Raw genomic sequence first — 11,678 nt, forward strand, 5'->3', positions numbered from 1 at the left:
GGCATCCTGGCCAGCGCTCGCTTCCCCATGCACACCAGCCTGCTGGAAGGGGTAAACAACCGCATCAAGGTGATCAAACGAATGGCCTATGGTTTCCGGGACTCGGACTACTTCTTCCTGAAAATCAAGGCCGCCTTCCCCGGGAAAGCGCGATGAACCTTTTTGTTTTGGGCTGTACTGAAATAGTCGGCCTGCTTGGAAGCCTCCCCCTGGCATTCGTAAAATTTTGTCTATCCAGGCCCCTGCATTTCAAATAATGTTCATGCAGTTAAAAAATCTCTAGCCAGGAGCACAGAATGGAGAGCCAGTTCGTCGGCTATGCCTTTCTGGTCGAAGCCCTGAAGCTGAAAGTCTTCCCGATTCAGCGTCCCGCGGCGATCAGGCCTGTCACACGGATCGAACCGTTGGGCAGTCCCCGCAACGCCTCGCAATTGCATCACAGGCCTTGGTTGGCCCGGTGACCAAGCCAGCAAATCCAGACCTATCGACCGAATAGTGCCGCCTGCCAGTGCTTCTCGCTGACGATGGCCAACGAGCAGCCATTTTCTCGCAGTTCCACAGCCTTCTTGATCTTCGTGCCATAGGTACTGTGGAGCCATTGCTCGTTCCCTATTTCCCCAACGACCAGGTAATGGATCTTCTTGCTCACACCGGGTGCGATCTGGCCTCCGCGCTCGACAACCAACGCCTCGCAGTCCTTGCGCGGGCCGTACGCCATGACACCTGTGAACAGAAACAGCCGCCCACTCCATACGAGTTCGGGGACGGGATGATCGAGGGGCAGTGCATTCGAAGGAGCGAAAGCATTGTCGCTCGCCCTGAGCCTGGCTGCGCTCAAACCGGCGAAGCTACGGAGGATTCCCAGCAACTCCGCGGCCTCATCAGCATCCAGCACGCCATCGGAGAGCATGTCCGATAGCCGGCGATACAACAGGTTGATCACCGGATCCTCGAGATGCACGAGATTGGCCGAGATCCAGTTTTCCAGGAACTCGGCCTCCTGCTGGTTGATATGCCCGTCCGCAGTAATGCCGGCAGCCAGCCCCAGCAGAGCATCCGCAGAACGCCGGTCGATCCGCGCTTCATGGAAAAAGCAGCTGCCTTCGAACTCTCGATGTAGATCAGCCATTGGCATCCTCTGCTTCGTCACTGCTCCCGGGGCCGGCCAGTTTCGCCAGGTCGGAGGTGAACACCACCGTCATGCCCGTTGCCGAACAGACCAGAGAGAGTTCCTCGGCAAGATCGATGCGCAGGTCTTCGCCACGCAGGCCCTGCCACTCGGCGAGGTACCTGTAGGACCCGAACTTCTCCGGCTTCTTGAGCCGTTTCACGACGCCGCCCTTCCACCCCAGGGGTGGCAATCCACCTGCCAGGCAGGCTTCGGCCAATTGCGGCTCGACCGCGGCACGCCTCCGGCCGACCTCCCAGCACTGGATCAACCCTCGGTCGGTTCCCTTCCAGGTCTCGTTCCAATCCAGGCCCGAGCGCAGGGGCTCGCTGATTGCGCGTTCGATGACGTTCACGTTGAAGGCTCCTCGTCCATGACATCTGGCCAGGCAGCGCTTTGGATTCGAGAAGCCAAAAGCCAAGCACTTGCCTGACAGCTCGGAGTGAATGAAAGGCTCACTGCCCCATGATCTGCCGGTAGCGGCGCTGGTATTCCTCGTAGCTCAGGCCTGTTTCCGTGTTGAGCTTATTGAGCTGCTGTTGCTGCCACTGGTCCTTGTTCAACGAGCCACTGGCCTGACTGGAAGCCACCGGCGCCTGCTGCGGAGCCACCTGGCTGACCTGGGCATCGAGGTTGCCGATGCACTGGTACTTGATGACCACCTGCCCAGCCGCGCAATTGCCCCAACCATCCCACTGGTTGCAGTTCTGCGTCTTGCCGCCGAACGCTTCCGCGTCCCGATAGCCCCAGACCGCGCATTTCCGCTGGGCAAGCCCCTGCGCCTGATCCATGTTGACCACTGGCTGCTCGAACTGCTGGAAGTCATAGGCCATGTCGACCGTCCCGTCGGCACGGCTGCCGCCGGTGGCGTAGAAGTTCTTCTTGACGGCGCAACCACTGCTTGCAGCGATGGCTAGTACGAGGATGGCGAGGGAAAGCGGGCGCATGGCGACCTCCTTGTCATGATTGACAGCATTCTGCCATCAGTCTGAATCCCCCGTCATCCCGCTTGCCGGTTCGAGTCCCGCTCCGGGCATCCCACCTTAATACCCGACGCCTCTCCCCAGCCCCGCCGCAACCATCCGTCGCCAGACCCCACCGCCTCCACCCCCCCGCCTCTTGCACTTCCAATATTATGGTATACCATCAGACCAAATCGCACAGAGACACCCAAGGAGTGCCCATGAGCTTCGAAATCCGCAAGATCGTCAGCTACGTCGAGGAAACCTTCATCGAGGGCGGCAAGGCTGCCGAGAAGCCGGTGACCATGGCCGGGCTGGCCGTGGTGATCAGGAACCCCTGGCTGGGCCGTGGCTTCGTCGAGGACCTCAAGCCGGAGATCCGCGCCAACTGCTCCGACCTGGGTGCGCTGATGGTCGAGCGCCTGACCGCGCTGATCGGTGGCGCCGGCAGGATCGAAGCCTACGGCAAGGCCGCCGTGGTCGGCGCCGATGGCGAGATCGAGCATGCCTCGGCGGTGATCCACACCCTGCGCTTCGGCAACCACTACCGCAAGGCGGTGGACGCCAAGAGCTACCTGAGCTTCACCAACAAGCGCGGCGGCCCGGGCACCTCGATCCAGATCCCGATGATGCACAAGGACGACGAGGGCCTGCGTTCGCACTACATCACCCTGGAGATGCAGATCGAGGACGCGCCGCGCGCCGACGAGATCGTCGTGGTCCTGGGCGCCGCCGACGGCGGCCGCCTGCACCCGCGCATCGGCAACCGCTACATCGACCTAGAAGAGCTGGCCGCCGAGCAGGCCCAGTGATTCCGCGGCCAGTGCAGGAGCGTTCCATGATTCGGCTCACCGCTGAACACACACCGGCCGGCACCAGCTACCTGGCGACCGGCCAGGGCCAACCCGTGGTACTGATCCACGGCGTCGGCCTGAACAAGGAAATGTGGGGCGGGCAGATCGTCGGCCTGGCCCCGCATTACCGGGTCATCGCCTACGACATGCTCGGCCACGGCGCCAGCCCGCGCCCCGAACCGGGCACCGGGCTGGTCGGCTACGCCGCGCAGCTGCGCGAGCTGCTCGACCACCTGCAGATCCCCCAGGCCACGGTCATCGGCTTCTCCATGGGTGGCCTGGTGGCGCGCGCCTTCGCCCTGCACCATCCGCAGCAGCTGCAGGGCCTGGTGATCCTCAACAGTGTGTTCAACCGCAGCGCCGAACAGCGCGCCGGCGTCATCGAGCGCACCCGCCAGGCCGCCGAGCACGGCCCCGACGCCAATGCCGAGGCCGCGCTGTCGCGCTGGTTCAGCCGCGAGTACCAGGCAGCCAACCCGGCGCAGATCGCCGCCATCCGCCAGACACTGGCGAGCAACGACCCGCAGGGCTACCTGACCACCTACGAACTGTTCGCCACCCAGGACATGTACCGCACCGAGGACCTGGGCAGCATCCGCGTGCCGACCCTGGTCGCCACCGGCGAGCTGGACCCCGGCTCGACCCCGGAGATGGCCCGGCAGCTGGCCGCACGCATTCCCGGCGCGCAGGTGGCCATACTCGATGAACAACGCCACATGATGCCGGTGGAGTCGCCGCGCCTGGTCAACCAGGTGCTGCTGGACTTCCTGCACCAGGCCCTGAGCCTGCCGAACCAGACCGAGGGGATAGTCGCATGACACTCGCCCGCTTCCAGATGTGCATCGACGGCCAATGGCTCGATGCGCTTTCCGGCAAGACCTTCGAAAGCCTCGACCCGTCCAGCGCGCAGCCCTGGGCGCTGCTGCCCGATGCCGCCGAGGAAGACGTCGAGCGCGCCGTGCAGGCCGCGCAGAAGGCCTTCGAGAATCCCGCCTGGCGCAAACTCAGCGCCACCGCCCGCGGCAAGCTGCTGCGCCGCCTGGGCGACCTGATCGCTGAGAACAGGGAGCACCTGGCCCAGCTGGAGAGCCGCGACAACGGCAAGCTGATCCGCGAGACCCGCGGCCAGGTCGGCTACCTGCCGGAGTTCTTCCACTACACCGCGGGCCTGGCCGACAAGCTCGAAGGCGGCACCCTGCCGATCGACAAGCCGGACATGTTCGCCTACACCGTGCACGAGCCGCTGGGCGTGGTGGCCGGGATCATCCCCTGGAACAGCCCGCTGTACCTCACCGCGATCAAGCTGGCCCCGGCCCTGGCCGCCGGCAACACCATCGTGCTCAAGCCGTCGGAACACGCCTCCGCGACCGTCCTCGAGCTGGCCCGCCTGGCCCTGGAGGCCGGCTTCCCGGCCGGCGTGGTCAACGTGGTCACCGGCTTCGGCCCGAGCACCGGCGCGGCCCTGACGCGCCACCCGCTGGTGCGCAAGATCGCCTTCACCGGCGGCGCCGCCACCGCCCGCCACGTGGTGCGCAGCAGCGCGGAGAACTTCGCCAAGCTGTCGCTGGAACTGGGCGGCAAGTCGCCGAACATCATCTTCGCCGACGCCGACCTGGACAGCGCCATCAACGGCGTGGTGGCCGGCATCTACGCCGCCACCGGGCAGAGCTGCGTGGCCGGCTCGCGGCTGCTGGTGCAGCGCGAGATCTACGACGAGTTCGTCCAACGCCTGATCGAACGCGCCCAGCGCATCCGCATCGGCAACCCGCAGGAAGACGCCAGCGAGATGGGCCCCATGGCCACCGCGCAGCAACTGGCGGTGGTCGAGGGCCTGGTGGCCGCGGCCAAGGCCGAGGGCGCGCGCCTGCTGATGGGCGGCAAGCGCCCCGAGGGCCAGGGCGAGGGCTGGTACTACGAGCCGACGCTGTTCGCCTGCGACAGCCACTCCATGCGCATCATGCAGGAGGAAGTGTTCGGCCCGGTGGCCTCGGTCATCCCCTTCGACGACGAGGCCGAGGCGCTGGCCCTGGCCAACGACTCGCAGTACGGCCTGGCCGCCGGCATCTGGACCCGCGACCTGGGCCGCGCCCACCGCCTGGCGCGCGACGTGCGCTCGGGGATCATCTGGGTCAACACCTACCGCGCGGTCTCGGCCATGGCGCCGATCGGCGGCTTCCACCAGAGCGGCTACGGCCGCGAGAGCGGCATCGACTCGGTGCTGGCCTACACCGAACTGAAGACGGTGTGGATCAACCTCTCGCAGGCGCCCATGCCCGACCCCTTCGTGATGCGCTGAGGTACAGACCATGATCGAACCCGGAATCTACAAGGAAGTCATGGGCTCCTTCCCCTCGGGGGTGACCGTGGTCACCACCCTGGACGCCGCGGGCGGCATCGTCGGCATCACCGCCAGCGCCTTCAGCGCGCTGTCGATCGACCCTGCGCTGGTGCTGTTCTGCCCCAACTACGCCTCGGACACCTACCCGATCCTGCGCGACAGCAAGCAGTTCGCCATCCACCTGCTGTGCGCCGACCAGCAGGCCGAGGCCTATGCCTTCGCCGGCAAGGGCAAGGACAAGGCCAAGGGCATCGACTGGTACCTGAGCGAGCGGGGCAACCCGCTGCTGCGCAAGGCCACGGCGATCATCGAGTGCGAGCTGTGGCGCGAGTACGACGGCGGCGACCACGCCATCATCGTCGGCGCGGTGAAGAACCTGATCCTGCCCGAGCAGGCGGTGACGCCCATGGTCTACCACCGCGGCAAGCTCGGCGCCCTGCCGCAGCTGGCCTGATCGTCACGCCCCGTGGGAGCGAGCCTGCTCGCTCCTACAGGTAGCGGAGAAACACTGACGCAGGGTGGCGTTGAGCGAAGCGATACCCATCACCACGGCCGCATGGGTTTCGCAAGCTCGACCCCTCCTGCGAGAAGCACCTCGGAGCAGCCGGCAGACAGTTGCTCCTACATGAAAGCAGGAGCATGCGATGAGCAACGAGAAATACGACAAGGGCCTGGCCATCCGCACCCAGGTGCTGGGCGAGGCCTACGTGAACAGGTCGCTGGCCGCCGCCGACGAGTTCAGCAAGCCGCTGCAGGAACTGGTCACCGAGTACTGCTGGGGCCACGTCTGGGGCCGCGAGGGTTTGTCGCTGAAAGAACGCAGCATGATAAACTTGGCGATGATTTCGGCCCTCAACCGGCCGCACGAACTGAAGCTGCACATCCGCGGCGCCCTGCGCAACGGGCTCAGCCGCGAGCAGATCCGCGAAATCCTGCTCCAGGTCGGCATCTACTGCGGCGTCCCGGCGGCGGTCGACAGCTTCCGCCTGGCCCGCGAGGCCTTCGCCGAGGCCGATGCCGAGACCCAGGGCTAGGCCGCTTCACCCCCTACGGACAGCCATAACCAGAGCGGACCACATGAAACGCTTGCCCCTCGACGATAGCTTCAAGGTCAACCGCAACCCCGTGACCCTGCGCGAGATTGTGCTGGACAAGCTGCGCGGCGCCATCCTCAACTTCCAGTTGCTGCCGGGCGACCGCCTGGTGGAGCGCGACCTCTGCGACCGCCTCGGCGTCAGCCGCACCTCGGTGCGCGAGGCCCTGCGCCACCTGGAGTCCGAGGGGCTGGTGGAGTTCGCCGACGCCAAGGGCCCGCGGGTGGCCATCATCACCCTGGAAGACGCCTGCGACATCTACGAGCTGCGCTGCGTGCTCGAGGGCATGATCGTCCAGCTGTTCACCCTGAACGCCAAGGCCAAGGACATCCGCGCCCTGGAGCGCGCCCTCGAGGAGAACCGCAAGGCCCTGGAGGAAGGCGACCTGCAGCAGGTGCTGGATTCGGTGCAGGGCTTCTACGACGTGCTGCTGGAAGGCTCGGGCAACCGCATCGCCGCCACCCAGCTGCGCCAGTTGCAGGCGCGCATCAGCTACCTGCGCGCCACCTCGGTGTCCCAGGCCAACCGCCGCGGGGCGAGCAACCAGGAGATGGAGAAGATAGTCGCGGCGATCAAGAGCGGCGACCCGGCGGCCGCGCACCAGGCCTCGGTGGACCACGTGCGCGCCGCGGCCAAGGTGGCGCTGGACTACCTGAAGTCCAAGCAGGAAGAGGATGGCAAGGTCCGCGAGATCGCCACCCCCATCGTCCTCAAAGAGCCGCGCATAGGACGCTGACGCCATGCCCGCCCCGCGCTTCTGCCCGCAGTGCGGCGGCGACCGGATGGAACGCCGCCAGCCGCCGGGGGACACCCACGAGCGCCTGCTGTGCGGCGCCTGCGGCTACATCCACTACGAGAACCCCAAGGTCATTGCCGGCTGCATCATCGAGCGCGACGGCCAGTACCTGCTGTGCCAGCGCGCCATCCCGCCGCGCCCCGGCACCTGGACGCTGCCGGCCGGCTTCATGGAAAGCGGCGAGACCACCGAACAGGCGGCCCTGCGCGAGGTCTGGGAAGAGAGCGGCGTGCGCGCCGAGATCCTCTCGCCCTACTCCATCTTCAGCGTGCCGAAGATCAGCGAGGTGTACATCATCTTCCGCGCCCAGGCGCTGGAGATCACCGACGCCTATGGCCCGGAGACCCTCGACCGGCGCTTCTTCGCGCCTGAAGACATTCCCTGGGAGCAGATTTACTACCCGGCAATCCGGCAGATTCTCGAGCGCTACATCGAGGAGCGGCAGGCGGGGGTGTATGGGATCTATATGGGGAATGACGATAGCGGGAAGATCCACTTCATTCGCTGATTGCGGCTTCTGCTTTTCGTAGGAGCGAGGGGGTGCCTAGCTCTTGCTCGCGAATGGTGTTTCCCGGTGACTGTGGTGTGTTGGGCCAACTCCGCTCCCTCTCCCTAACCCTCTCCCTGAAGGGAGAGGGGACCGTTCGGCCTCAAGCGTAACCTTGGCGCTCGCCGGCACATAAGAAGTTGCCGGCCATCACAAGACCCAAAGCAGACACGGACAAGCCCCCTCTCCCTTCAGGGAGAGGGCTGGGGAGAGGGGACGAAATCACCCTCAAACACCAGCGCTGCCGGGAAACGCCGGTTCGCGAGCAAGCTCGCTCCTACAAAAGACCCCTCCCTCAGAGCTCAACCCCCTCGACGATGATCACCTCCGCCTTCGCCGCCCCCTGCCGCTGCGCCCAGGCCTCCTGGTATTCCTTCGAGCGGTAGCAGGCCAGCGCCTGGTCGTAGGAGTCGAACTCGATCACCACGCTGCGCTGCGGCGTCGGGCGGCCCTCCAGGGCCTCGGAGCGGCCGCCGCGGGCGAGGATGCGGCCGCCGTACAGGGCGAAGGCCGCTGGCGCGCGGCGGGTGTATTGGCTGTACTGCTCGGGGTCGGTGACGTCCACGTGGGCGATCCAGTAGGCCTTCATGGCAACCTCTTGGTGACAGTGATTTTGTGTATGATGGTATACCAAAATAATCTTCCCGCCATACCCCGGAGCCGGCCATGCCGTTCAATACCACCGAAGAAATCATCGAGGACTTCCGCCAGGGCCGCATGGTGCTGCTGGTGGACGACGAGGACCGCGAGAACGAGGGCGACCTGCTTCTGGCCGCCGAGTTCTGCACGCCCGACGCCATCAACTTCATGGCCCGCGAGGCGCGCGGGCTGATCTGCCTCACCCTCACCGAGGAGCACTGCCTGCGCCTCGGCCTGGAGCAGATGGTGCCGAACAACGCCAGCCCCTACTCCACCGCCTTCACCGTCTCCATCGAGGCAGCCACCGGGGTGACCACCGGCATCTCCGCCGCCGACCGCGCGCGCACCGTGCAGGCCGCGGTGGCGCCGGGGGCCAGCGCGGCGGACATCGTCCAGCCCGGGCACATCTTCCCGCTGCGTGCCCGCGAGGGCGGCGTGCTCACCCGCGCCGGGCACACCGAGGCCGGCTGCGACCTGGCGCGCCTGGCCGGGCTGACCCCGGCGGCGGTCATAGTCGAAGTGATGAACGACGACGGCAGCATGGCCCGCCGCCCCGAGCTGGAAGCCTTCGCCGCGCAGCACGGGATCAGGATCGGCACCATCGCCGACCTCATCCACTACCGCCTGAGCACCGAGCACACCGTGCGGCGCATCGGCGAGCGCGAGCTGCCCACGGTGCACGGCAGCTTCCGCCTGGTGACCTTCGAGGACCGCATCGAGGACGGCGTGCACATGGCCATGGTGATGGGCGACATCGACCCCGCCGAACCGACCCTGGTGCGCGTGCACGTGATCGACCCGCTGCGCGACCTGGTCGGCGCCGAGTACGCCGGGCCGAAGAACTGGACGCTGTGGGCGGCCCTGCAGCGCGTGGCCGAGGAAGGCCGCGGCGTGGTGGTGGTGCTGGCCAACCACGAGTCGTCCCAGGCGCTGCTGGAGCGCGTGCCGCAGCTCACCCAGCCGAGCCGGCCGTTCACCCGCTCGCAGTCGCGCATCTATTCGGAGATCGGCGCCGGCGCGCAGATCCTCCAGGACCTGGGCGTGAGCAAGCTGCGCCACCTCGGCCCGCCGCTGAAATACGCCGGCCTCACCGGCTACGGGCTGGAAGTGGTGGAAAGCGTGCCCTTCGACGACTGGAAGCCGGCCACCGAGGCCTGACCACCGGTCGGCCGGTACTGGCCGCCGGCCAGCTCGCGGGCGCCCGGACGTGTGGATAAACGCTAGAAAAATCAGTCGATTGCCGCCATCGGGCGGCAACCGAAAAGCCGCCAGGGACGGCGCTAACCGGCAATCCACGGGGCCTGGAACGGGGCGAAGGCTTGCAGAAAGTTTGGAATACCATAATATGACATTCCGTAGGCCGAAGATTGTCTCGGCGCCCCCGAACACGGGACAGCCTGAACAACGCTCCGGACAAGGCCGACCCTGACAGGCCCAGATGGCCACTGCTCCTGATGGGCAGGCACACAGCGCCTGCCCGCGCACAAACACAACAACGAGGGCATGTACATGGTGTTCAAGAAACGTGCAGTCGCGGCGACTCTCGCCGCCATCCTGGGCCTGGCCGGCACCGCCGCCAGCGCCGCCGACGCCATCAGCTTCGTGAGCTGGGGCGGCACCACCCAGGACGCCCAGAAACAGGCCTGGGCCGAGCCCTTCAGCCAGGCCAGCGGCATCCGCGTGGTGCAGGACGGCCCCACCGACTACGGCAAGCTCAAGGCCATGGTCGAAAGCGGCAACGTGCAGTGGGACGTGGTGGACGTGGAGGCGGACTTCGCCCTGCGCGCCGCCGCCGAAGGCCTGCTGGAGCCGCTGGACTTCAACGTCATCAAGCGCGAGCGCATCGACCCGCGCTTCGTCTCCGACCACGGCGTGGGCTCCTTCTACTTCTCCTTCGTGCTCGGCTACAACCAGGGCAAGGTCGGCGGCAACGCCCCGCAGGACTGGAGCGCGCTGTTCGACACCAAGACCTACCCGGGCAAGCGCGCCCTGTACAAGTGGCCGAGCCCCGGCGTGCTGGAACTGGCCCTGCTGGCCGACGGCGTGCCCGCCGACAAGCTCTACCCGCTGGACCTGGACCGCGCCTTCAAGAAGCTCGACAGCATCAAGAAGGACATCGTCTGGTGGGGCGGCGGCGCCCAGTCCCAGCAGCTGCTGGCCTCCGGCGAGGCGACCATGGGGCAGTTCTGGAACGGCCGCGTCTACGCCCTGCAGCAGGACGGCGCGCCGGTGGGCGTGAGCTGGAAGCAGAACCTGGTCATGGCCGACTTCCTGGTGGTGCCCAAGGGCTCGAAGAACAAGGACGCGGCCATGAAGTTCCTGGCCGAGGCCTCCAGCGCCAAGGGCCAGGCCGACTTCGCCAACCTCACCGCCTACGCCCCGGTCAACCTCGACAGCGTCGGCCAGCTCAAGGGCGACCTCGCCCCCAACCTGCCGACCGCCTACGCTAAGGATCAGATCACCCTCGACTACGCGTACTGGGCCAAGAACGGCCCGGCCATCGCGGCACGGTGGAACGAATGGCTGGTCAAGTGAAGCTGACGGCCGCTCCCCACGGCCGCTCCACTCCCGTCGACGGCGCCGCGCGCGCCGCCGACGCGGTGCAAACGAGGTCGCCGATGAAGCCGCAAGGCGTGTCGCCCTGGCGCGGCTCGGCCAAGCTGCTGCCGGCCCTGCTGTTCCTCGGCCTGTTCTTCCTCGCCCCGCTGGTCGGCCTGCTGCTGCGCGGCGTGCTCGAACCCACCCCGGGGCTGGACAACTACGCCCAGCTGTTCGCCAACTCGGCCTACACGCGGGTGCTGTTCAACACCTTCGCGGTGGGCGCGCTGGTCACCCTGATCAGCCTGCTGCTGGGCTTCCCCCTGGCCTGGGCGATCACCCTGGTGCCGCGTGGCTGGGGCCGCTGGCTGCTGAACATCGTGCTGCTGTCGATGTGGACCAGCCTGCTCGCCCGCACCTACTCCTGGCTGGTGTTGCTGCAGGCCTCCGGGGTGATCAACAAGGTGCTGATGGCCCTGGGCATCATCGACCAGCCGCTGGAACTGGTGCACAACCTCACCGGCGTGGTGATCGGCATGAGCTACATCATGATCCCGTTCATCGTGCTGCCGCTGCAGGCGACCATGGCGGCCATCGACCCCATGGTGCTGCAGGCCGGCTCGATCTGCGGCGCCAGCCCCTGGAGCAACTTCTTCAAGGTGTTCCTGCCGCTGTGCCGGCCGGGGCTGTTCTCCGGCGGGCTGATGGTGTTCGTCATGTCCCTGGGCTACTACGTCACCCC

Annotated in this window: 16 protein-coding genes; 12 read left to right on the forward strand and 4 right to left on the reverse strand. The window is 66.6% G+C overall.

What is annotated here, in order from left to right:
* Positions 1–156: transposase (locus VV867_RS19680; protein ID WP_328565671.1), on the forward strand; the 156-nt coding region annotated here is incomplete at its 5' end.
* 140 nt (positions 157–296) lie between these two features.
* Positions 297–461 carry a hypothetical protein gene (locus VV867_RS19685; RefSeq protein ID WP_328567320.1) on the forward strand — a complete coding sequence of 55 codons (165 nt, stop codon included), beginning with the start codon at positions 297–299 and terminating at the stop codon, positions 459–461.
* 20 nt (positions 462–481) lie between these two features.
* On the opposite strand, the gene VV867_RS19690 is transcribed toward VV867_RS19685, so the two are convergent.
* The 3 genes from VV867_RS19690 to yecR form a co-directional block, all read right to left on the reverse strand.
* Entirely contained in the window at positions 482–1,129 is a 648-nt protein-coding gene (locus VV867_RS19690) for a BRCT domain-containing protein (RefSeq protein WP_328567321.1), read from the reverse strand.
* The gene (locus tag VV867_RS19695; RefSeq protein WP_328567322.1) at positions 1,122–1,523 is read right to left on the reverse strand and encodes a hypothetical protein; all 402 of its coding nucleotides are present in this window, start codon (positions 1,521–1,523) and stop codon (positions 1,122–1,124) included. Before VV867_RS19695 ends, VV867_RS19690 begins: the two co-directional genes overlap by 8 nt.
* A 100-nt stretch (positions 1,524–1,623) precedes the next feature.
* Complete coding sequence (gene yecR / locus VV867_RS19700; protein WP_275627966.1) at positions 1,624–2,115, reverse strand: YecR family lipoprotein; 492 nt, start codon at positions 2,113–2,115, stop codon at positions 1,624–1,626.
* A 236-nt stretch (positions 2,116–2,351) separates the two neighbouring features.
* Here yecR and VV867_RS19705 point away from each other — a divergent pair, with 236 nt between their 5' ends.
* The 7 genes from VV867_RS19705 (at position 2,352) to VV867_RS19735 (ending at position 7,720) form a co-directional block, all read left to right on the forward strand.
* Positions 2,352–2,942: an amino acid synthesis family protein gene (locus VV867_RS19705; RefSeq protein WP_089391074.1), complete on the forward strand. Its 591-nt coding sequence runs from the start codon at positions 2,352–2,354 to the stop codon at positions 2,940–2,942.
* A gap of 26 nt (positions 2,943–2,968) precedes the next feature.
* Complete coding sequence (locus VV867_RS19710) at positions 2,969–3,802, forward strand: alpha/beta fold hydrolase (protein WP_109935094.1); 834 nt, start codon at positions 2,969–2,971, stop codon at positions 3,800–3,802.
* Positions 3,799–5,280 (forward strand): aldehyde dehydrogenase, encoded by a 1,482-nt coding sequence (locus VV867_RS19715; RefSeq protein ID WP_328567323.1) that lies wholly within the window; start codon positions 3,799–3,801, stop codon positions 5,278–5,280. The genes VV867_RS19710 and VV867_RS19715 overlap by 4 nt, the downstream gene beginning before the upstream one ends.
* Before the next feature lie 10 nt (positions 5,281–5,290).
* Positions 5,291–5,776 (forward strand): flavin reductase family protein, encoded by a 486-nt coding sequence (locus VV867_RS19720; RefSeq protein ID WP_089391077.1) that lies wholly within the window; start codon positions 5,291–5,293, stop codon positions 5,774–5,776.
* A gap of 190 nt (positions 5,777–5,966) precedes the next feature.
* The gene (locus tag VV867_RS19725) at positions 5,967–6,356 is read left to right on the forward strand and encodes a carboxymuconolactone decarboxylase family protein (protein WP_089391078.1); all 390 of its coding nucleotides are present in this window, start codon (positions 5,967–5,969) and stop codon (positions 6,354–6,356) included.
* A 43-nt stretch (positions 6,357–6,399) separates the two neighbouring features.
* On the forward strand, positions 6,400–7,152 hold the full coding sequence (locus tag VV867_RS19730; protein WP_109935096.1) for a GntR family transcriptional regulator: 753 nt from the start codon (positions 6,400–6,402) through the stop codon (positions 7,150–7,152).
* A gap of 4 nt (positions 7,153–7,156) precedes the next feature.
* Complete coding sequence (locus VV867_RS19735) at positions 7,157–7,720, forward strand: NUDIX hydrolase (RefSeq protein ID WP_089391080.1); 564 nt, start codon at positions 7,157–7,159, stop codon at positions 7,718–7,720.
* Positions 7,721–8,054: 334 nt separating this feature from the next.
* Here VV867_RS19735 and VV867_RS19740 read toward each other — a convergent pair whose 3' ends face one another.
* Positions 8,055–8,348, reverse strand: a complete 294-nt coding sequence (locus tag VV867_RS19740) for a DUF1330 domain-containing protein (protein ID WP_275627968.1) — start codon at positions 8,346–8,348, stop codon at positions 8,055–8,057.
* A gap of 77 nt (positions 8,349–8,425) precedes the next feature.
* On the opposite strand from VV867_RS19740, the gene ribBA reads away from it, so the two are divergent.
* The 3 genes from ribBA to VV867_RS19755 all read left to right on the forward strand — a co-directional run.
* Positions 8,426–9,556 (forward strand): bifunctional 3,4-dihydroxy-2-butanone-4-phosphate synthase/GTP cyclohydrolase II, encoded by a 1,131-nt coding sequence (gene ribBA / locus VV867_RS19745; RefSeq protein WP_328567324.1) that lies wholly within the window; start codon positions 8,426–8,428, stop codon positions 9,554–9,556.
* A 351-nt stretch (positions 9,557–9,907) separates the two neighbouring features.
* Positions 9,908–10,933 (forward strand): ABC transporter substrate-binding protein, encoded by a 1,026-nt coding sequence (locus tag VV867_RS19750; RefSeq protein WP_275627970.1) that lies wholly within the window; start codon positions 9,908–9,910, stop codon positions 10,931–10,933.
* The coding region (locus VV867_RS19755) for an ABC transporter permease (RefSeq protein ID WP_442965042.1) at positions 10,918–11,678 on the forward strand (761 nt) is incomplete at its 3' end. The genes VV867_RS19750 and VV867_RS19755, both read left to right, overlap by 16 nt.

The organism is Pseudomonas sp. JH-2, assembly GCF_036231725.1.
Lineage (GTDB): Bacteria > Pseudomonadota > Gammaproteobacteria > Pseudomonadales > Pseudomonadaceae > Pseudomonas > Pseudomonas delhiensis.

Excerpts from the sequence above, each read along its gene's own strand:
- VV867_RS19685 (WP_328567320.1), top strand. The coding sequence starts at position 297 with ATGGAGAGCCAGTTCGTCGGCTATGCCTTTCTGGTCGAAGCCCTGAAG.
- VV867_RS19690 (WP_328567321.1), bottom strand. The coding sequence starts at position 1,129 with ATGGCTGATCTACATCGAGAGTTCGAAGGCAGCTGCTTTTTCCATGAA.
- yecR (WP_275627966.1), bottom strand. The coding sequence starts at position 2,115 with ATGCGCCCGCTTTCCCTCGCCATCCTCGTACTAGCCATCGCTGCAAGC.
- VV867_RS19705 (WP_089391074.1), top strand. The coding sequence starts at position 2,352 with ATGAGCTTCGAAATCCGCAAGATCGTCAGCTACGTCGAGGAAACCTTC.
- VV867_RS19710 (WP_109935094.1), top strand. The coding sequence starts at position 2,969 with ATGATTCGGCTCACCGCTGAACACACACCGGCCGGCACCAGCTACCTG.
- VV867_RS19715 (WP_328567323.1), top strand. The coding sequence starts at position 3,799 with ATGACACTCGCCCGCTTCCAGATGTGCATCGACGGCCAATGGCTCGAT.
- VV867_RS19720 (WP_089391077.1), top strand. The coding sequence starts at position 5,291 with ATGATCGAACCCGGAATCTACAAGGAAGTCATGGGCTCCTTCCCCTCG.
- VV867_RS19725 (WP_089391078.1), top strand. The coding sequence starts at position 5,967 with ATGAGCAACGAGAAATACGACAAGGGCCTGGCCATCCGCACCCAGGTG.
- VV867_RS19730 (WP_109935096.1), top strand. The coding sequence starts at position 6,400 with ATGAAACGCTTGCCCCTCGACGATAGCTTCAAGGTCAACCGCAACCCC.
- VV867_RS19735 (WP_089391080.1), top strand. The coding sequence starts at position 7,157 with ATGCCCGCCCCGCGCTTCTGCCCGCAGTGCGGCGGCGACCGGATGGAA.
- VV867_RS19740 (WP_275627968.1), bottom strand. The coding sequence starts at position 8,348 with ATGAAGGCCTACTGGATCGCCCACGTGGACGTCACCGACCCCGAGCAG.
- ribBA (WP_328567324.1), top strand. The coding sequence starts at position 8,426 with ATGCCGTTCAATACCACCGAAGAAATCATCGAGGACTTCCGCCAGGGC.
- VV867_RS19750 (WP_275627970.1), top strand. The coding sequence starts at position 9,908 with ATGGTGTTCAAGAAACGTGCAGTCGCGGCGACTCTCGCCGCCATCCTG.